This is a genomic window from Acinetobacter sp. TR11, assembly GCF_027105035.1.
In the GTDB taxonomy this organism is placed as follows: Bacteria; Pseudomonadota; Gammaproteobacteria; order Pseudomonadales; family Moraxellaceae; genus Acinetobacter.
Genome location: NZ_CP114256.1, coordinates 2,396,815 through 2,417,782, shown reverse-complemented (window position 1 = coordinate 2,417,782; position 20,968 = coordinate 2,396,815). Strand labels below are relative to the sequence as shown.

The 20,968-nt window shown below is 37.2% G+C and carries 18 protein-coding genes and 1 pseudogene; 13 read left to right on the top strand and 6 right to left on the bottom strand.

All coding sequences use genetic code 11. The features are described 5' to 3' along the window. Window positions 1-144: 144 nt before the first annotated feature. The 5 genes from O1450_RS11505 to O1450_RS11485 all read left to right on the top strand — a co-directional run bounded on the left by O1450_RS11505 (window position 145) and on the right by O1450_RS11485 (window position 6,839). Window positions 145-1,392: an MFS transporter gene (locus O1450_RS11505; RefSeq protein ID WP_269228520.1), complete on the top strand. Its 1,248-nt coding sequence runs from the start codon at window positions 145-147 to the stop codon at window positions 1,390-1,392. Window positions 1,393-1,728: 336 nt separating this feature from the next. Then, window positions 1,729-2,871, top strand: coding sequence for a porin (locus O1450_RS11500; protein ID WP_269228519.1), 1,143 nt, complete (start codon window positions 1,729-1,731; stop codon window positions 2,869-2,871). A gap of 303 nt (window positions 2,872-3,174) precedes the next feature. Then, entirely contained in the window at window positions 3,175-4,815 is a 1,641-nt protein-coding gene (locus O1450_RS11495; RefSeq protein ID WP_269228518.1) for a phosphoethanolamine transferase, read from the top strand. Between the two features lie 14 nt (window positions 4,816-4,829). Further along, a complete protein-coding gene (locus O1450_RS11490; RefSeq protein ID WP_087543277.1) occupies window positions 4,830-5,507 on the top strand; it encodes a response regulator transcription factor in 678 nt (225 codons plus the stop codon). 6 nt (window positions 5,508-5,513) lie between these two features. Beyond that, the gene (locus O1450_RS11485) at window positions 5,514-6,839 is read left to right on the top strand and encodes an ATP-binding protein (protein WP_269228517.1); all 1,326 of its coding nucleotides are present in this window, start codon (window positions 5,514-5,516) and stop codon (window positions 6,837-6,839) included. 45 nt (window positions 6,840-6,884) lie between these two features. On the opposite strand, the gene O1450_RS11480 is transcribed toward O1450_RS11485, so the two are convergent. The 3 genes from O1450_RS11480 to O1450_RS11470 form a co-directional block, all read right to left on the bottom strand. Continuing rightward, window positions 6,885-7,688, bottom strand: a complete 804-nt coding sequence (locus tag O1450_RS11480; protein ID WP_269228516.1) for a serine/threonine protein kinase — start codon at window positions 7,686-7,688, stop codon at window positions 6,885-6,887. A gap of 62 nt (window positions 7,689-7,750) precedes the next feature. Beyond that, window positions 7,751-8,467 carry a phosphatase PAP2 family protein gene (locus tag O1450_RS11475; protein ID WP_269228515.1) on the bottom strand — a complete coding sequence of 239 codons (717 nt, stop codon included), beginning with the start codon at window positions 8,465-8,467 and terminating at the stop codon, window positions 7,751-7,753. Window positions 8,468-8,580: 113 nt separating this feature from the next. Further along, on the bottom strand, window positions 8,581-9,768 hold the full coding sequence (locus O1450_RS11470; protein WP_269228514.1) for an ammonium transporter: 1,188 nt from the start codon (window positions 9,766-9,768) through the stop codon (window positions 8,581-8,583). Window positions 9,769-10,130: 362 nt separating this feature from the next. Here O1450_RS11470 and O1450_RS11465 point away from each other — a divergent pair, with 362 nt between their 5' ends. From O1450_RS11465 to O1450_RS11455, 3 genes are all read left to right on the top strand, one after another. Next, window positions 10,131-11,150: a molecular chaperone DnaJ gene (locus tag O1450_RS11465; protein ID WP_269228513.1), complete on the top strand. Its 1,020-nt coding sequence runs from the start codon at window positions 10,131-10,133 to the stop codon at window positions 11,148-11,150. A gap of 145 nt (window positions 11,151-11,295) precedes the next feature. Then, entirely contained in the window at window positions 11,296-11,679 is a 384-nt protein-coding gene (locus tag O1450_RS11460) for an endonuclease domain-containing protein (RefSeq protein WP_269228512.1), read from the top strand. A 127-nt stretch (window positions 11,680-11,806) separates the two neighbouring features. Beyond that, window positions 11,807-12,298, top strand: a complete 492-nt coding sequence (locus O1450_RS11455) for a hypothetical protein (protein ID WP_269228511.1) — start codon at window positions 11,807-11,809, stop codon at window positions 12,296-12,298. A 118-nt stretch (window positions 12,299-12,416) separates the two neighbouring features. Here O1450_RS11455 and O1450_RS11450 read toward each other — a convergent pair whose 3' ends face one another. Then, window positions 12,417-13,310, bottom strand: coding sequence for a hypothetical protein (locus O1450_RS11450; protein WP_269228510.1), 894 nt, complete (start codon window positions 13,308-13,310; stop codon window positions 12,417-12,419). A gap of 45 nt (window positions 13,311-13,355) precedes the next feature. Beyond that, window positions 13,356-16,256, bottom strand: coding sequence for a valine--tRNA ligase (locus tag O1450_RS11445; protein ID WP_269228509.1), 2,901 nt, complete (start codon window positions 16,254-16,256; stop codon window positions 13,356-13,358). A gap of 203 nt (window positions 16,257-16,459) precedes the next feature. Here O1450_RS11445 and O1450_RS11440 point away from each other — a divergent pair. The 5 genes and pseudogenes from O1450_RS11440 (at window position 16,460) to O1450_RS11420 (ending at window position 20,537) form a co-directional block, all read left to right on the top strand. Then, window positions 16,460-17,140: pseudogene (locus tag O1450_RS11440) on the top strand (hypothetical protein). Window positions 17,141-17,257: 117 nt separating this feature from the next. Continuing rightward, window positions 17,258-17,920 carry a hypothetical protein gene (locus O1450_RS11435; protein ID WP_005214182.1) on the top strand — a complete coding sequence of 221 codons (663 nt, stop codon included), beginning with the start codon at window positions 17,258-17,260 and terminating at the stop codon, window positions 17,918-17,920. An 18-nt stretch (window positions 17,921-17,938) separates the two neighbouring features. After that, window positions 17,939-18,745 carry an SDR family NAD(P)-dependent oxidoreductase gene (locus O1450_RS11430; RefSeq protein WP_269228508.1) on the top strand — a complete coding sequence of 269 codons (807 nt, stop codon included), beginning with the start codon at window positions 17,939-17,941 and terminating at the stop codon, window positions 18,743-18,745. Further along, window positions 18,742-19,449 (top strand): adenine nucleotide alpha hydrolase, encoded by a 708-nt coding sequence (locus O1450_RS11425; RefSeq protein ID WP_269228507.1) that lies wholly within the window; start codon window positions 18,742-18,744, stop codon window positions 19,447-19,449. The genes O1450_RS11430 and O1450_RS11425 overlap by 4 nt, the downstream gene beginning before the upstream one ends. A 20-nt stretch (window positions 19,450-19,469) precedes the next feature. Next, window positions 19,470-20,537 (top strand): DUF4116 domain-containing protein, encoded by a 1,068-nt coding sequence (locus O1450_RS11420; RefSeq protein ID WP_269228506.1) that lies wholly within the window; start codon window positions 19,470-19,472, stop codon window positions 20,535-20,537. On the opposite strand, the gene O1450_RS11415 is transcribed toward O1450_RS11420, so the two are convergent. Then, the gene (locus O1450_RS11415; RefSeq protein ID WP_269228505.1) at window positions 20,526-20,963 is read right to left on the bottom strand and encodes a YbjQ family protein; all 438 of its coding nucleotides are present in this window, start codon (window positions 20,961-20,963) and stop codon (window positions 20,526-20,528) included. The two genes, O1450_RS11420 and O1450_RS11415, sit on opposite strands and share 12 nt — an antisense overlap. Between the last annotated feature and the right edge of the window lie 5 nt (window positions 20,964-20,968).

Sequence of the window (20,968 nt, the reverse complement as noted above, 5' to 3'; positions counted from 1 at the left end):
AAATCTGTAAATACGATGGCAACTACCATTTATGTTAAACGCTCATGACAGGTCTCGCATTGGCAAAAACTAAGATTTTATTGCCAGATCAATGAAAGGATTGGATACTTGAGTTCTCTCTTTTATTGCTCTGGAAAACTCTAAATGCTTAATCTTCGACAGATTTACATTTTATTGTTTTCTCTATATTGGGCACAGGGATTACCAGTAGGTTTCATGACCCATGCCTTACCCGTAATTTTAAGAGCACAAGGTGTCTCTTTAGCACATATCGGTGGTTTTGGTTTACTGATGTTGCCTTGGTCGATCAAAATCTTTTGGGCGACGTATGTTGACCGTTTTGCGCTTTCTCGTTTAGGGCACTACCGTAGTTGGATTATTCCGATGCAATTATCGAGTGTTTTTATTTTGGTTATTTTGTCATTTTTCCCTATTCAAGCACTTGATCAACCCAGTTATTTATTTATTTTCTTTGCTCTACTTTTTTTAATGAATTTCACTGGTGCGACACAAGATATTGCCACTGATGCTTTAGCTGTCAATTTACTCAAACAGGATCAACAGCATTGGGGCAATACATTTCAAGTGATTGGTTCACGTTTAGGATTTATTGTGGGTGGTGGGGCGGTGTTGTGGTGTTTAGATTGGTTGGACTGGCAGAAAACTTTTTTAGTTTTAGCTGGGCTAGTTTTTTTGAATACCATACCTATTTTGTTTTATCGAGAGCCTAGGCATGATTTTACAAATAGCGCGCAGACAACTTCTTCGATTTCATTTAGCCAATCAATTAAAAAATATCTTACTTATTTTACATCTTCTCAAGAGTTAAAAACGTGGTTGATAGTCTTATTGAGCTTTAAAGTTGCTGATGGTTTGGCAGGACCATTATTAAAACCTTTGATGGTCGATATGGGTCTAAATTACACCCAAATAGGCGTTTTTATTACTATTTTTGGTGCCATGGCGGCGCTACTAGGAGCAGGTGTTGCTGGGCTTTTATTAAAACATTTTTCCAGAATACGATGTTTAATTACTTTCTCAATTCTGAAGATTATCAGTTTAGTTGCTTATACTGGCATTGCTTATGGCTATGAAACTAATCAGCAGATTACGCCATTTTGGTTATATATCGTCAATGCATTTGAAGATGCATGTTCAGCAATGTTATTGGTGGCCATCTTAACTTTGATTATGCAGTACAGTCGCAAAGCATTTGCAGGTACAGATTTTACTTTTCAGGTATCAATTATGGCTACGATGAGTGGTTTACTCTACTTAGGAAGTGGAATTTTGGCTGATGCAATTGGATATTATCGTTACTTATGTTTGATTTGTATGATTGCTATTTTGAGTCTATTCCCGATTTTCTATTGGAAAGAAAATACAAGATGAAAACAAATTTTTATTACAAATTTCTTTTAATATTTCTTAATTTTGAAATATAAATGATGGTTTTTATATTGGTTCATCCGCAAAGTTTATTGTTTTAACTCAAAGTCTCGTGATTGCGTTTAAGTATTTTTTATAGAATAGTGTTTTTGAGAATATTGTTTAATTCATTGAAATTTATTAATAAAAAAATATTTTTTATAGAATTCATAAAGTGTAATTGATGTGTGTAAAAATTAAACTTTAGTCGAAAATAGAATAAATAAATAAGATTTTAATCGTTTTGTCATATAAAGTTAATGTGTAGGATTTGTTACAAATTTAGCTAGGACGTAAACAATGAAAATCAAAATTGTAACAGCAGCAGTGCTTGGTTTACTCGCAACTTCAACATTTGCAGCACCAACAATCTATGGTGAAATTGATGCCAGTGTTGATTATTTACCAGAAAAAAATGCAACGATTGGAAATAAAGATGTCTGGGAGATTAGCTCAAATAGTTCGTTTATTGGAATTAAGGGTGATGAAAAACTAACCGATCGTTTAAGCGCTGTATATGCTGCAGAATGGGGTTTAAGTGCTGATGGTGACACCACTGATTGGAGCCAACGTAACCGTTTTATTGGTTTAAAAGACAGCCAATTAGGTACAGTTAAGATTGGTAAGCATGATACGCCTGTAAAGCAATTATCAAGTGTCGTTGATACATTCAATAACTATGTAGGGAATAAAGCTGATATTGGTGGTATTTTCACTGGCGAAAACCGTATCGATAATACGGTGATTTATGAATCTCCAGCCGTTAAATTACTAGATGGTGCATTTAAATTTAACGCATTACTTGCTACGGGTGAATCATCTGGCATCAAAGCGACAAGTGGTGGTGCGAAAGTTGCTGGTCGTGGCTTAGGTGATGCATGGTCTGCATCTGTTACTTATGAAAATCCATTACTCGTGGCGGGTATTGGTTATGACAAAGCAATTCCAAGTAACTTCTTAGGTCGTGGCTTTTTAAATGCATCTGATCCTGATGTGGGAACAACAATAGATCCAATTAATAGTAAACGTACTTATGCAAGTTCAGTCTTTGCTGCTGCAAATACAGTTCGTGCAATTGGTCGTTTAAATCCTGTTGAAGGCTTAGCATTAAAAGCACTTTACCAAACTTCAGAGGTCGAAAAGGCTGAAGGTAACGCTGCCGGATCTGAAAATATTGATGATACTCAAGGTTGGTTAATTGGTGCTGAATATAATATTCCGCAAGCAAAAAATTGGACGGTAAAAGGTCAATATAGCCAAAATGATACCAGTTTTAAAAACAACACGGCAGATTTTAAAGCCAAACAAGTGATTGCTGGTGCTGACTATGCATTTAGCAAACAAGTTAAAACATACGGTTATGCGGGTTATCTAACGCTTGAACAAGCGGACAAAAAAGATAAGCAACCTGTAGCAGGATTAGGTTTAGAATTTAAATTCTAATATCTCGTATCTAAAAACACCCCCTAAGTTTGACTTAGGGGGTGTTTTTTATTTCTATTTTATTATGTTGTAATATAATCATTTAACTGAATAAAATGATTTTCGACAATAACATTAAGACAACTGTTAGATGAAAAGTAAATGGAATTCATTGTTTTGGAATGAATTATTTTGACATATGCTTTGATGCCTAGATCTAGATCCATTGTTTTGTTAACTCTCAATTATTTAGTTTAAGTCATTTTTAAGTTTTTATTCTTATCTTAAGCAAGTTAAGAAATCTATTTTCAGACTGTGAAGATCATGTTCCTACAGAAACTCAAGACCAAATCGATATCCTTGTTTGCATTTAATCTATTGCTTGCAATATGGTTAGGTATTTTTCTTAACTTTGCTTTTTATGAAAAAATCCAATCGCTTACGCCTTATACTGGCATAAAAGCGGGAATGTTTGTCGCAGCATCCGTCATTGTAGTTGTTGCAGCTTATCATTTTATTTTTCAGCTTTTTAACTGGAAATGGACAGCAAAACCAATAGCCATCGCTTTAGTTTTTATTGGTGGCTTTGCTTCATATACTGTGAATACACTTGGTGTTTTAATTACATCAGATCAAGTGCAAAATTTAATGCAAACAGATGTTGCTGAAGCACGTGATACATGGTCTTGGCATTTGGTTGTATGGACATTAGGAATGACAGTGCTTCCCATCATTGCAATTTTGATGGTGAAGTTAAAGCCTGAACCAATCCTGCGTCAAATTGTAAAAAAAGTGATTGCTTCAATTGTTTCATTGGCTTTGGTTGGTGGATTATTGTTTGTTTTTTACGTTGATTTTGCAGCGATATTCCGTGAAAACCGTGATTTGAAGGGAATGATCTCACCGCAAAATATGATTGCTTCATTTGCTTCATATTATAAGAAGAAAGCACCTAAAGAAAACTTACCATTATTGACTTATGGTGAAGATGCTTCAATGCAGAAAGCGAATGTTGCTGCTTTACCCAAATTGATGGTTTTAGTGGTGGGTGAGACGGCACGTGCAGAAAACTTTTCTTTGAATGGTTATGCTAAGAATACCAATCCGAAGCTTGCGAAACAGGATTTAATTAATTTTGCTCAAGTGAGTTCTTGTGGTACAGCGACAGCTGTCTCCGTACCATGCATGTTCTCTGGTATGCCACGTAAAGAATATGATGAACGACTTGCAAGTCATCGTGAAGGTCTACTCGATATTGCAAAACGTGCAGGTTATCAAGTGACATGGATTGATAATAATTCTGGTTGTAAGGGAACTTGTGATCGAGTTGAACAATTTAAGATTCCAGAGCCAATTCAAAAGAAATGGTGTAAAGATGAAGAGTGTTTTGATGATATTTTAATTGATAGCTTGAAAGCATATCTTGCAACAATTCCTAAAGATGATACGCGTCCACGCTTAGTGGTACTACATCAAATGGGTAGCCATGGTCCAGCCTATTACAAACGTATTCCTGCAGAATTTAAAGTTTTTAAACCAACATGTGATACCAATGCGATTCAAGGTTGTTCGCGTGATGCACTTGTGAATAGTTATGATAATACCTTGCTTTATACGGATTATGTTTTGGACTCATTGATTGAAACGTTAAAAGGTCAAACACAACACGAAGCAGGCTTGTGGTATTTATCGGATCACGGTGAATCAACAGGTGAAAGTGGCATGTATTTACATGGAGCACCCTATGCAATTGCCCCGACTCAACAAACCCATGTTCCAATGTTTATGTGGTTCTCTGATCTTTGGAAAAAACAAGCTCCAGAACAAATGAAATGTTTAGCGAAGCAAAATAAGAGTGAATTGAGTCAAGACAATTTGTTTCCAACGATGTTGAGTTTACTTGATGTCAAAACCAAGGTGATTGACCCTAAAAATGACATGTTAGCGACATGTTCCAACCCATAAGGTGAGATAAAGTCATGACCAAAATCTTGATGATCGAAGATGATTTTATGATTGCAGAGTCAACATTGACTCTGTTGCGCTACCATCAATTCGAGGTAGAGTGGGTCAATAATGGCGTAGATGGGCTGTCCTTATTAGCAAAGCATAATTTTGATTTAGTTTTGCTTGATTTAGGTTTACCCATGATGGATGGTATGCAGGTATTGAGACAAATCCGTCAACGTAGTGTACTTCCAGTATTGATCATTTCAGCCAGAGATCAACTGCAAAACCGTGTCGATGGATTGAATCAAGGTGCGGATGACTACCTAATTAAACCTTATGAGTTCGATGAGTTATTGGCACGAATTAATGCACTATTGCGTCGGGGTCATGCAGAAACAGCACAACTTAAAAATCAATCGCAGTTATTGAAAAATGGTGATTTGGTTCTTGATGTCGAGCAGCATTTGGCGACCTTCAAAGGACAACAGATTGAGTTATCAAACCGTGAATGGGCAATTTTAATTCCGCTTGTAAGCCATCCAAATAAAATCTTCTCCAAAGCAAATCTTGAAGATAAGCTTTATGATTTTGATAGTGAGGTGACCAGTAATACCATAGAGGTTTATGTACATCACTTACGTGCAAAACTAGGTAAAGATTTTATTCGAACCATCCGTGGTTTGGGTTACCGACTGGGACAATCATAAATATTTATGAAAATATCTAAGCAATACTCACTGAAAAAAAGACTGATTTGGGGAACTTCGATCTTTAGTTTACTGCTTGGATGTTTATTAATCTTTACCGCTTATAAAACAGCTTTACATGAAGTTGATGAGATTCTTGATACACAAATGCAATATATGGCTGAGCGTTCGACAGCTCAGCCTTTAACGAGTGTTGCGAGTAAAGTTGAACTGCATCGCACATATCACGAAGAAGATTTGCTGGTTGATATTTGGGCTTATAAAGATCAAAGTCATTTATGGCATCAAACACACTTACTCATTCCGCCTGTAAAACAAGCAGGTTTTTATAGCCAAGAAACGCCACAAGGCAAATGGCGTGTCTATGTCATTCCTTTAAAAGACTATCAAATACAAGTTAGTCAGCAGGAAGATGTTCGCCAATCATTTGCTTGGGAATTGGCAGGGAGTATGTTTGTTCCCTATATCATTTTATTGCCTTTTGCGATTGTAGTTTTAGCCTTTATCATTCGTTTGAGTTTAAAACCTCTCGACGATTTCAAAACAGAATTAAAGCGACGTGATTCAGAAGGTTTAGCCCCCATAGATGGCAATCATTATCCTCAAGAGTTGATCCCAACGATCGAAGAAATGAATCATTTATTCGAACGAATTCAACATGCTCAAACCGAACAAAAGCAGTTTATAGCAGATGCTGCACATGAATTACGAACACCTGTCACTGCACTCAATTTACAGACCAAGATCCTGATTAGCCAATTTCCTGAACATGAAGCTTTGCAAAATTTGAGTAAAGGCTTGGCACGTATTCAGCATTTGGTGACGCAGCTTTTAGCTTTAGCAAAGCAAGATGTTGCATTAAGTCTGATAGAACCGAATACGCAATTTTGTCTTAATGATGTCGCACTGAATTGTGTTGAACAACTTGTTAATCTGGCTATGCAGAAAGAAATTGATTTGGGTTTTGAGCGTAACGATTTGATAGAAATGCAAAGCCTTGAATTAACTGTACATTCAATTATTTTTAATCTGATTGATAACGCGATTAAGTACACGCCAGATCAAGGCATTATTAACATTTCGGTTTACAGTGACAGTGACGATTTTGCTTGTATTCAAATTGAAGATAGCGGTGTCGGTATTGATGCTGAACAATACGATAAAGTTCTAAAACGTTTTTATCGAGTGCACCATCATTTAGAAGTGGGCAGTGGTCTCGGACTTTCAATTGTCGATAAAGCCACGCAGCGACTGGGGGGAAGCCTAGTCCTATCTCGAAGTCTTGATCTAGGAGGACTCTCAGTTTTAGTTCGCTTACCTAAAAAACTTTAATCGTGACATTAAGCACTGCATTTGTATTGAAGGACTATTTGAAAATTACGTATTTTTTTCTGATTGCTCTTTCAAATAACGTAAGAATAAAACGCATTTTTGGATACGTTTGCCATCATTGCCCACTTTGCTAATATTAAAATTCAGAACCCATTTTAAGCGTTTCCCAACTTTACAAATGTCACTATATGCTTGTGGTTCGGCAAGTAATGCACGATAAAGGATTTGGCTAGCATCAGCTAATTGTTCAAATTCAAAATGATAGGCTGTAGAAAAAATAAATAGCAACCAGTCACGAACAAAACAATCATGTAAACTCAGGACTTCATGCGGGTCAGTTTCAAAATCAATAAAACTAAACTGATTATTTTGGTCGACAAGAATGTTGCGAGCGAATGCTTCGCTTAAATAGCCTTGTTTAGTATGAATAGCTTGAATAGCTTGAATAGCTTGGCTAAATAATAATGATTTTGAAAGAATATCTTTTTGACAAGCCAATGCTTGATCTAGTTGTGAGACGCTACTTTGATGTTGTGATCCGATGTCTTCAAGCAAAATTCCTTTTTTTGAAACTGCAAGAACATTCGATGTAGAAACACCTAAAGATTTGAGTGTTTGAATCCGATTGTATTCACATTCAATTGCAGCAGAACCACCTTGATTTGGAACTGGAGTAATTGCGCCTAAATTAAATATTTTTGCTAACCACTTCAATGGCGTGTAAAGCCATAAACCGTGACGTTCAGATGCTTTCTTTAACCATACTTTATGAGAACCTAGATCATAGGCTTGAATGGAAGATTGTTGCTTAGTTAAAGTAGTTTCTAAGAAATTTTGAAAGTCATCCATCAGCAGCAAACAGTACCTAAGTGAATATCATGATCATGCATGAAGCCCATGCGAGTAGGGCATCACTTTATCATATCAGGACTCATTTGCGTTACAGAATTAGCCGCTGCATGAGCTAAATGACGTTTATACGTGATCATATAGACCACAACATTGATAGCAAAGCAAAACCAAGCTGTCCATAAATTATGACTGAGGAAATGTGCACCACGCATCATTTGTGCCCAGCCCATTGCGAAGCCAAGTAATACACCTGCAAATAAATAAAACCAAGCTCTTTTACGCTGATCGAGGCGATAAAGAAAATAGCCTGTAACTAAGGCAAAACCTGTACTTGCATGACCACCTGGAAAACAATGTCCAGCAGTTGCTGAAAAATCCCAAATAAAACCTGTGACAGTCTTATGGGTCATATCCCATGGGCAAGCGTGAGCAGCTTGTGCTTTCATTAGACCAATAATGCATGTACATAACATACTGACCCAAAACATATAGCCATACTGCCAACGTTTCGCTTTGAATTTTTCTATTTTAAAAGAAGCGATCCACAGTAGGAAAAAGCTTACATAGACAATAGTTAAAACTTTTTTGACATAAGTATGATTTAGCTTTGCAAGATACCAATCGCCTTTCAAAGCAAAATCGCCAAAAGTTCCTACCCATGGTTGAATTAAATAAAGATCAATTGCTCCGCCAACGGGAAACAGAAATAACAGGATAAAAAAACTGATGCACAATAAAGAGCTTGTGAGTAAAAAAAAGCGGGTTTTGAAGATCATAGCGCATGCAGTTTGGGCGGAAAAATCATGCTGCTATTTAATATTTTAAAGCTTAATTGTCTCTTAAATATCCATAAAAAAAGCGGCTTGATTGCCGCTTTAAACATTACAGTTTAGAACATTGATTCTTCTGAATTGGCTGAAATCTTGTGAATCGAAAGGTCTGCACCACGATATTCATCTTCTTGAGAGAGGCGAATACCAATTGTGGCTTTCAAAATACCATAGATTACAAAACCACCAACAAGTGCAATGATAATACCTAAGCCAGTTCCAATGATTTGCGAAATAATAGATACACCGCCTAAACCACCTAATGCTTGTTGACCAAAAATACCTGCTGCGATACCCCCGAAAGCACCACACACACCATGCAAAGGCCATACACCAAGCACATCGTCGATTTTGAGTTTGTTCTGAGTATAAGTAAATAGATAAACAAACATACCGCCTGCGGCACTACCAATCAACAATGCACCAATTGGGTGCACAATATCCGAGCCTGCACAGATTGCAACTAGACCTGCAAGTGGGCCATTGTGTAAGAAACCAGGGTCATCTTTACCCATAAAGTTTGCAGTCAATGTACCGCCAACCATTGCCATGAGTGAGTTAATCGCAACTAATCCTGAAATGGCATCAACGCGCTGTGCGCTCATGACATTAAAGCCAAACCAGCCGACAATTAAAATCCATGAGCCTAAAGCAAGGAATGGAATCGATGAAGGTGGATGTGCACTCACACGACCATCATGCTTATAACGACCATGACGCGCGCCAAGTAAAATCACTGCAGCTAATGCAATCCAGCCACCCATTGCATGCACAACGACTGAACCTGCAAAGTCATGGAAACTTGCACCAAAAGAGGTCTCTAACCATTTTTGAAAGCCGTAGTTGCCATTCCAAATCATGCCTTCGAAGAAAGGATAGATTAAAGCAACCAAAATTAAAGTAGCGATTGCTTGTGAACGCATTTTGGCACGTTCTGCGATGCCGCCAGAAATAATTGCTGGAATCGCTGCTGCGAAGGTGAGTAAGAAGAAACAGCGCATCAAGTTATAACCATGATCTGCTGTTAAAGCACTGCCTGCATGGAAAAAGTTTTGTCCATAGGCAATCCAGTAACCCACAAAAAAGTAAGCGATTGCTGAAATTGCAAAATCAGTAAGGATTTTACTGAGCGCATTCACTTGGTTTTTGTGGCGTACGGTGCCAAGCTCTAAAAATGCAAAGCCTGCATGCATTGCTAATACGAGTACTGCACCGAGCAGTAAGAAAAATAGATCTACGTTTTGCATATTAATGCTCAAAAAAAGTGCTAAACCATATTTTATGCAAATAATTGATTCGTTTTTTGCACCAAAATGGATTTAGTAAATCTAAAACCCCAAGCTATTCTGAAATAGCTCAATTTAATGGAAAATATAATGCAAAAAATGCACCAATTTAGAAATTAAATTGTAATTTTGGTGATAAGTGGTGCATTTTGTGTGAAAACAGGACGTTTTTATTGTCGCTAAGCGCTAAATCGCACGATCTAGGCATGTTGGTGTAAATCTGAGCGACAATACGATGCCCCTACGTGATTATATTCAAAGGGTGATTTACTACCTTCCTTATCTGATTATTGCTACACTTTTTATTTTTCAGGCAGATGAGTATGTCCTTTGATCTCAAAGTTAGCTTACAGCAAAGGGCTGAACAGTCACCACAGCAGAAAAAACTGAATCGCTTGATTGATAAAATCGAACAGCAAAAAGTTAGTCTTGCGACATGGCAAAATGCCCAAGCTGAAATTCAAAAACATACTCGCCAAAAACTGCTGCCAGTATATAGCGAATTGCATGAAATCTTGTTTCAGCAGTTAGATCAACTTTGGAATCTGCTACACAGCCATGAGTTTTCCAAAGCTGATATGCAACAATTGGATGAAAAAATTTCCCAACTTGCCCAATTTTTAAAGCGCTCCAAAATGTTGAAAGATGAGCAGTTAAAGCTGATACAGCAGATTGATACTTTTTATCAGCAACATACACATCAATCATCGAAAAAGAATAAAAAAGTACAGTCAGTTAAGTTCGAACTTAATGAAAATTTTGATCAAAATATAGAATTAGAAGAAGATGACTTTGAGCAATATGCTGCTGAGCAGCAACAGGCACGAGAGCAAGCCAAACAACTTAGACAACAGCAGAAACGTGAACAAGCTGAGCAGATGGCAGCGCAATCGTTGAAAACAGTCTATTTAAAGATTGCTGCGATGATTCACCCTGACCGTGAGCAAGACGAGACTAAGAAAGAAGAAAAAACCGAGTTGTTCCAACATGCGAGTCAGGCTTATGAACAGCAGGATTTATTTTATTTATTGAAACTTCAATTACAGCTTGAACAGAACAAAGGTGTAGGGTCAAAAGAGTTATCGGCAGAACAAGTGAAGTTTTATAAACTGGCTTTGGATGCACAGAGTCAGCAACTTGAAAGCCAAATTGAAGAGATTTTAGATTCGTTTCAGTTGGCGAAGAAAGTCAAAGCTGAGCATCTACATACTAGTGATGTATATAAAGCCATAGATGCAGATTGTGCTGAGTTAAAGCAGCAGTTGAAGTGGGAAAAAGAGCGTTTAAAACATATGAAGAAGGTGAGTGGGGTGGAGATGTTGTTGGTGCATGGGGCATTGTAAGCTTTTTTTAAAATACCTCTCCCTAGCCCTCTCCTGAAAGGAGAGGGAACTTATTGCGTATCGAATAACTATCAAATTCACAAAGGACGCTCCCTCTCCCTTAGGGAGAGGGCTGGGGTGAGGGAAATTAAAAATAGGAGAAAAAATGAAACTAGACCCACAATTATTAGAATTCGCCAAGACCATGCGGACTAATGCCACTGATGCAGAACACCTGATGTGGCAATTACTCCGCGCTAAACGATTTATGAATCTCAAATTTCGCAGACAGCATGTAATTGCACCGTATATTGTGGATTTTTATTGCCATGAATTGGGTTTAGTGATTGAGTTGGATGGTAGTCAACATAATACAGATGATGGTCGAGCTTATGATTTTGAGCGAACCAAGTTTTTAGAGGCTTTGGGTTTAAGTGTGGTACGGTATTGGAACAATGATGTGTTGAAGAATACTGAATCAGTTTTGGGTAATTTGTGGAATATTTGTGTTCATTTGAAAAGTAAAAGCACCTCTCCCTTGCGGAACTAAAATCGTTCCTCATCTCCTAAGAGGAGAGGGAATATCATATATTAAATCTATGTTAGCAAGCCTATTACTTGTAGTATTAATAGAGTTAAGCAATATAGGAATATTAAATTTATTCGGATATTAACGAATGGAAAATAATCCAATAATATTTTTAAGCATTGATCATGAAGACAAACTTTATTCTTTTAACTTTGAAAATAGAGAATTAGATCAATCGAATATATCAAAAAATCAGCGTGCATCAAATGGATATGGCCTTTATGCTGAAGTTGATAAACAGAGGAAATTAGTAGCAATTTTGGGTTGTGGCGATTTTGTTTACTTTCTATTTGATAGAGCATTGTATCGTTTAGATGATGAGAGCTTAACAGTAAGTCAAAAAGATGGATTTCTAAAAAATACTTTTCAACTTTTCGTTAATGGGCAAAAGAAAATTGATATTCATTATAAACAAATCTGGGATATTGATAATGATATTTTCTTGGATGTAAAAGATTGGTTAGATATAAAACCTAGAAAGAAATTACTCCTTAAGTTGAGTAAATATGCAGAGTTTTTAAAAGAGGAAAATCTGGAAAGAAGATGTGATGTTAGTTGGCATAAAGAATTAGGTATTTAGTGGGATGCATGGAAATTTTTTTGGAATAGATATTATTTTTAATTTGATATAGCACTGATTTATATTTTTGAAATATCAACTTAAAAAGGTATTAATTTGGGGGTGGAAAGGATTTAGGTTATGAAATCTCAATATAATGATCTTTATGATTGTATAGCCAATCTGATATGGTTTCTAGTTTTTCGATAGAATCTTTTGAAATAGTAATCAGTTCTATCATATCACTTCTTAAAGTTAAGACTTGGGTGACTGTATCGGAAAACTGAGAAATTGAACTTTGATAGCAACAAATCGCTTTAGGGTTTAATGAGCGAGTGTCCCAAGTCCATTCTGGATGACAATGAAATTGGTTAGGCAGATGGTTTTCAGCACGGTTCCATGGTTTATTCGAACTATAATTTGTTGAAATGTAAACTTTTGATGAGCAATTTTTATGCTCTGCTAAAAATGTATATAATAAATCATAATCTTCAAAGCCATTAACCATCCACGTAGCAGTAGTACCAATATCAATAAACTTTTTGCATTCTATACAGCCTAGCTCAAAGCTATCCTCATATCGATCAAGTGGGATAAACTGAGCATTTAATATTGGTAAGCAATTTACATTTTCTATTTTTAGTTCTTTATTTTTTAAGCAAGATGTGTTGATTATAAATTCAGCTATGTTTTCTAAATCGTCTAGTTGATTCTGATATATTTCAATGAAATGAGCTAATTGGTTGTAAATTCTAATACCGCTATTTTTTGGTATTTTTAAAAAGTGATTTTGTAATGAAGTGTTAATTTGATCTTCATAATCTTGATCTAAATTATTTTGATTATATTTAATATCATACCATGCTGAGTCATGATCGTCACGACATACTAATAGCTCACAAGTAGAGTGAATATGTTGATCTAAAAATGCATATAATTGGGTGTTACCATAAGAAAATCCCATAGAACAATAATTACCTAAATTGATATAGGTATTACAAGTTATACAGGCTAATTCAAAATAAACACTCATCTGAAAATTCCTAAATAAAAGGGGCTAAAATAGCCCCTTATTATTTTATAATGCGGCAATTTGCTCCATATTCGCTTTAATTTTCACTAACTGATCAGCAAACTCAGCCAATTTCGCTTTTTCACCTTCAACCACAGCCGCAGGTGCTTTTGCCACAAAACCTTCATTTGCCAATTTTCCTGCAATTTGGTCATGCTGCTTTTGCACTTTGTCTAAGTCTTTTTGTAGGCGACCAAGTTCCGCTTTCGGTTCAATTAAACCTTTCATTGGAACAAATACAGACACATGACCCACAACAGATGAAGAAGACAATGGCGGTTGCTCAGCATCAGCCAAGAAAGTAATGCTTTCCACTTTCGCCAAAGCTTTAAACAATGCTTCAATACGTGTGATCTGTGCTTTTTCAGCTTCCGTTGTGTTTTGAAGCAACACTGGTAATAAACGTGCATTACCTAAGCCCATTTCACCACGGATGTTACGTACCGCACCAATCAAACCTTGTAACCATTGCATGTCCGCTTCAGCTTGCTCATTGATTTTCTCTTGAGCAGGCACAGGGTATGCCGCAGTCATAATCGTTTTGCCTTCAATACCCAGCATTGGCGCAAGCGTTTGCCAAATTTCTTCAGTCAAGTACGGCATAATCGGGTGAGCCAAACGTAAAGACGCTTCCATCACAGCCAATAACACACGACGAACTTCCGCTTTACGCTCTTCAGATACTTCAGCATCGTTCAATACTGGCTTGGTGAGTTCTACATACCAGTCGCAGTATTCATTCCAAATAAAGTCGTAGATCGCTTGTGCAGCTAAATCTAAACGGTAGGTTGCAAAGGCTTGTTGAACCGCAGCTTCAGCTTTTTGTAGACGGCTGATAATCCATTGTTCAGGTAACTCCCAAAGATCAGGACGAGCAGTTTGACCAACGGTTTGACCTTCAACATTCATCAATACGAAACGGGTTGCGTTCCAGATTTTGTTACAGAAGTTACGGTAACCTTCAACACGCTTCATATCGAATTTGATGTCGCGACCCGTGTTTGCGAGTGCACAGAATGTGAAACGAACGGCGTCTGTACCGTAAGCCTGAATGCCTTCTGGGAATTCTTTACGGGTTGATTTTTCAATCTTCGCTGCTTGTTTCGGGTTCATCAAACCCGTCGTACGTTTTTGTACTAAGGTTTCAAGGTCTACACCGTCAATCAAGTCGAGTGGGTCAAGTACGTTACCTTTCGACTTAGACATCTTCTGACCTTCGCCATCACGAACTAAACCATGTACATACACAGTTTTGAACGGAACTTGTGACGTACCATCTTCATTTTTCATGAAGTGCATGGTCATCATGATCATGCGTGCAACCCAGAAGAAGATAATGTCAAAACCAGTCACTAACACATCAGTCGGGTGGAAGGTATTGAGGAAATAGTTTTCAGCATCTTTTGCTTTGTCGCCAGTCCAACCCAAAGTTGAAAATGTCCAAAGCGCAGAAGAGAACCATGTATCCAATACATCTTCATCTTGACTCAATGCAACATCAGCAGGAATGTTATTATTGGCACGAACTTCTGCTTCGTCACGACCAACGAATACATTACCTTCAGCATCGTACCAAGCTGGAATACGATGACCCCACCAAAGCTGACGTGAAATACACCAGTCTTGAATGTTGTTCATCCACGCCATGTACATGTTGCTGTACTGCTCAGGTACAAATTTGATGTCACCATCTTTCACCGCTTTAATCGCTGGCTCAGCAAGTGGTGCAATTTTTACATACCATTGGTCAGTCAATAATGGCTCAACGATCACACCTGAACGGTCACCGCGAGGTGGTTTAAGCGTATACGGTTGAATTTGATCTAACCAGCCTTCCGCTTCAGCTTGTTCAACCAATTGTTTACGTGCAGCAAAACGCTCTAAACCAATGTAGTCTGCTGGTGCAGCGATGGTTTTAGAAATTTGCTCGCCTGCTTTAGCGATGTATTCAAACTCAGCCAATACTTCCGCATTTTTGTTGAAGATGTTGATGATCGGCAATTCACAACGTTTACCGACTTCATAGTCATTGAAGTCATGTGCAGGCGTAATTTTTACACAGCCTGTGCCGAATTCTTTATCAACATATTCATCTTTAACGATAGGAACAGCACGACCTGTAATCGGTAGAATGATATTTTGACCTACAAGGTGTGAATAGCGTTCATCATCCAGTGCAACTGCAACCGCAGTATCGCCTAATAAAGTTTCAGGACGTGTAGTTGCGACAACAATGTGATCTTTACCATCGTGCGTGCGGAGTGATTTATCTTCAAAGAAGTATTTGAAATGCCACAATGAGCCTGCTTCTTCTTTATCAGACTCTACTTCAAGATCAGAAAGGGCAGTTTGTAATTTAGGATCCCAGTTTACCAAACGTTTACCGCGGTAAATTAAGCCATCTTCATGCAGTTTAACGAAGACTTCTTTCACCGCATTGGATAAGCCTTCATCCATGGTGAAGCGTTCACGTGACCAGTCAACAGAAGAACCTAAACGGCGAATTTGACGAGTAATCGTACCACCAGATTGTTCTTTCCATTCCCAAATTTTTTCAATGAACTTTTCACGACCTAAGTCATGACGGCTGATGTTTTGTGCGCCAAGCTGACGTTCTACCACCATTTGTGTTGCAATACCTGCATGGTCAGTACCTGGTTGCCATAAGGTATTTTTACCAGACATACGGTTATAGCGAGTCAAAGCATCCATGATGGCATTGTTAAAACCATGACCCATGTGCAAGCTGCCTGTGACGTTCGGTGGTGGAATCATAATACAGAATGATTCACCTTGACCTGAGGGTTTGAAATAACCTTGTTGTTCCCAGATTTGGTACCACTTCTTTTCGATCTCAGTTGGATCGTAAGTAGTTGCAATATTTTGAGCAGATTGAGCGTCAGTCATAGTACAGAAGATTAAAATTGAATAAAAAATTAGATCTATTGTAGCAAAAAAATGATGAATATTTTCATCAAAAAAAGTCGATGAAAACAGTTGTTTTTTTCTTGAAAAAAGTTAGATTTATGTGTGTTACATCACATAATTAAAAATGTTTAAGCATAAAACAACGATATAAAAATATTAAAACTTAAAACAGGACGGTTACGATGAGTTATTCAATTCTATTAAAAATCAATGAAGTAACTTATGATAAGTTTGAGACGATTCATCAGTAACTCAATGATGGAACGAGTGCGAGTCAATCTAGAGTTCTAGTTGAAGTACTTTCAGAAATTGCTTGTGACATCGTAGAACAAGTTTTTTCAGTATTATTGATTCAAAATACTCAACCTACAGCGATATCGCAGAAATATAAGACTGAATCTGAAAAAGTAATTCAACAAATTATTGGTGCAGTACGTCGATATATGCCTTGGTCAATCGCACTATTTGGTAATGAACGGCTTTGTCCTTTTGTGAACTATTTTTCTAATATGATTAAATATCATGATCAGCAAGTTTATGTATCTTATCCGATTGATCGAAACCTAGTACAACAGGCACACGCATTAGTTGCACAGATCAAAAACAACGAAATCAATGATATGGCTGATGTGTTTCATACGTTGATTCAGATTATAGACTTAGGTGTAACTAATCTAATTCGTGAACCAAAAAAATGCCTAAATTTCAATAAGGTGGTGGATAAAACTTTAAATGGGGTGATTCATATAACGGCACAACTCAGTTATAAGCGTTTAGAGAAAATGAGTAACCAAGTAGATCTAAATACTGCATCAGATTGCGTTAATCACTTTTTGGCATTTATGCATGTTGATCGTGAATAGAATGTGGTAAATTCAGCACTTGAAAAGCCAAAAATGAAAGAAAAACAGAATCTAAGGGTGAATAAGGGCTTATTTAATAAGCCCTTATTTTATGGAATCTAGAATAGGGTTATTAGAATGAAAACTGACGTTTTTTTAAATATTCATGCCGATACATACGCGCGATTTGCTCATATCCGTACGCAGCTCTTACAAGGTAGTAAAGAAAGCCAAGCAAATGCTTTGGGGGCAGTTTTATCTGAAATTGCATGTGAAGTGATTGAACAAGTTTTTATGGTGCTATTACAAGACAATCAACATCACTCACTCACAGGTGAATCTGAAAAAGTGATTCAGCAGATTTTAGAAGCAATTCGAAAATATATGCCATGGTCAGTGTCATTCTTTGGGAATGATCGTCTAGTTCCATTGGTTGAATATTTATCTAAAACAATTCGAGTTGAAGATGAGTCGGTATATATGACGTATCCGATTGAGCAACAGTTGACTCAACAGGTTAAAGCTTCGAGTCAAAAATTAGCTGAAGGGGAAAGTCGGGAAATTGCGAATTCACTTAAATTACTGACAGAAGTGATTGATGTTGGAGTAACTCATTTAATTCGTGAGCCTAAAAAGAGCTTAAAATTTAATTTCGTAGTGGATAAAACTTTAAATGGCGTAATTAATATGACGACTCATTTAGGGTATAAGCGTTTAGAGAAATTAGGTACTCAACTTGATCAACAGGTTGCGGCAACTTATGTAGATTACTTTCTTAAATTTATGCGTCACCCTGCATAAATAAAGGAGATATATGACATGGCGAAACTTAAAAGTCTTGAAAATAAAGTCGTATGGATTACAGGTGCATCTTCGGGCTTAGGTAAAGCTTTGGCACGAGAGTGCGCTTTACAAGGTGCTCAAGTTGTACTGACATCACGCCGTTATGATGAGTTGGAATCGGTTCGAGTGGGTTTACTTAAGCCTGAACAGCATCTTTCAATCGCTGCTGATATTACCGATGAAGCGCAAGTCCGCCATGCACATGAACAAGTTCTCGCAACCAAAGGACGTATTGATTGGCTGATTAATAATGCAGGCTTGAGTCAGCGCGCGTTGATTGAAGAAACGAGTATGCACACTGAACGTGCCATCATGGAGGTGGATTATTTCTCACAAGTGTTCTTTACCAAAACCGTATTACCAACTTTGCTCAAACAAAAATCAGGTCGGGTAGTGTTTATTTCGAGTGTGGCGGGTCTTTTAGGAACCCAATATCGCGCGACTTATTCTGCGGCTAAGGCTGCAATTCACATGTGGGCCAATAGTTTACGTGCGGAAGTCGCCAAAGAGGGAATAGCGGTTTCAGTGGTTTTCCCTGGTTTTATTAAAACCAATGTTTCATTTAATGCTTTAAATGGTGAGGGTAAACCGCAAGGGCATCAAGATGAAGCGATTGAAAATGGTTTAGAAGCAGATGTATTTGCAGAACGTGTCGTTGAATCTTTGATGGCAGGAGATGAATATATTGTTGTTGGTGGGAAAAAAGAACAATTGGGTGTCTTGGTCTCTCGATTATCACCAAACTTATTGTATAAGATGATTCGCAAAATGAAAGTGAAATGAGTGTGAATAAGCGCAAGAAAGCCGTTTTCAATTGGAGTGGTGGTAAAGATTCATCTTTGGCATTGTATAAAGTATTACAACAGGATGAATTTGAGGTAGTTGCCTTATTAACTACAATAAATGAAGAAACTGAATTGTCTTCCATGCATGCGATTCCATTTTTATTATTGATGAAGCAAGCTGAAAGTATTGGGATTCCACTTTATCCTGTATTTTTACCCAAAAATCTGCCTGTGTATGAGCAGCGTATGTTAGATGCTGCCAATCATTTTAAAGCGCAAGGTGTTGAACACTTTATCTTTGGTGATATTTACCTGAGCGATGTACGCAAATATCGAGAAGATCGTTTGCATCCTTTAGGGATTGAAGTCGTTGAACCGATCTGGAATCTTAATTCGAACGAAGTGATGCAAGATTTTTTAGACTCAGGTATTAAAACTAAAATTATTGTGACTGATGCCAGTAAGCTCGATGAGTCGTTTATTGGTCAAAATATTGATGCTGAACTGATTGCACGAATACCAAGTGAAGTTGATCTCTGTGGTGAGAATGGTGAATATCATACCTTTGCTTATGCAGGCGGTTTATTCAAACATCCTGTTGAGTTTGAAATTATTGAGACGCGTCAGATGTCATACGAGTTTAAGTTAGAGAATGGTGAAGAGAAAACCTATCATTATTGGCAAGCGATTTTTGCGGAGTGAATATTTTAAAAGGTTTATTAATGTCTCAAAAACGTAATGAAATTATTAACCAGTTACAATTCGACGGTAGAGCAATACAATTTGTGGTGCAGCCAGACTTAGAGATGCAAATTATAGCAGTTCAACAGAATTACTTAGCTTTACAATTTCTATCTGATCCAACTAATGACGTTTTATATGCTGCTGTAAAAGCAGATGGTTATGCCTTGGGTTTAATCCCAGTAGAGCAAAGGACAGAAGCACTTAGTTTAGTTGCAGTTCAGCAAAATGGTATGGCTTTACAATTTGTTCCATATCAAACAAGTGATATTTGTAAAGTTGCACTTGCACAAACAGGCTATGCGATTAAATATGTAAAAAATATTAGCACTGAAATGTTATTGCTTGCAGTCCAACAAAATGGTTTGGTTTTAGAATATATAGATCAACAGACCAAAGCGCTTGTACTTGAAGCCGTTGCTAATGATGGGTTGGCATTAGAGTTTGTCAAAATACAAAGTTTGGAGATTTGTCGAGCTGCGATTTTCCAAAATCCAGAAGCTATATGTTTTGCCCAATTTATTGATGATGAAATGGCATTCACAGCTGTTAAATATGATGGTCATTTATTACAGTTTATCCCTAATCGTACTGAGCAGCTTTGTTTAATTGCCGTAAAAAAAACAGGTAGTGCACTTGAGTTTGTGCCTGAACAGACTGAAGAAATTTGTTATGCAGCTGTTGAATGTTTTGGTCTAGCTTTATATTTTGTTAAACAGCAAACGCCCGATCTATGTCGAATAGCAGTTGCTCAAGATGAATTTTACTTGCAATATGTCCATGAGCAAACTGAAGAAATTTGTTTGTTTTGTATACAAAATCATTATGGTAATGGTTTTGAATATGTTCGTGAGCAAACAGACTTAATTTGTTTGGAAGCAGTTTCTCTAAATGGTTTGTTACTCTCTTGTGTGAAACAACAAACTCAAGAAATTTGTTTAAAAGCAGTGCAACAAAATGGTATGGCTCTAGAGTTTGTCCGATACAAAACAGCAGATATTATTAAGCAAGCATTAGCACAGAATCCTGAAGCCAGTTTATTTATTTAAAATCGCGGTACCATAAGCAAATACTTCAACCATACCACCCTGCATACCTAATTCTGTGGTACTGAGACGAACCCCCATAATATGATTTGCGCCTATTCGATCTGCTTCTTGCTTGAGACGGAGCATGGCTTCACGACGTGCGCGTTCAACCACACTTTCATAACTGGTCAGGCGACCACCGAAAAAGTTCTGAATATTGGCAAGTACATATTTAAAGTAATCATGTGAGATGACGACATTGCTACTCACCAATTGCCCCTTTGCTGATGTTTCAACAAATCGATTGGTATCAATCCGAATATGGGCAAATTGTTTTTCTTTTTCATCTAATTCACGTAAATGTTTTTGTTCGATATGACGACCAAATCCCCAACCGACTGAAAATAGAATCAGAAAAAGAATGATCTGAAAAATTAATCCACTCATAGACA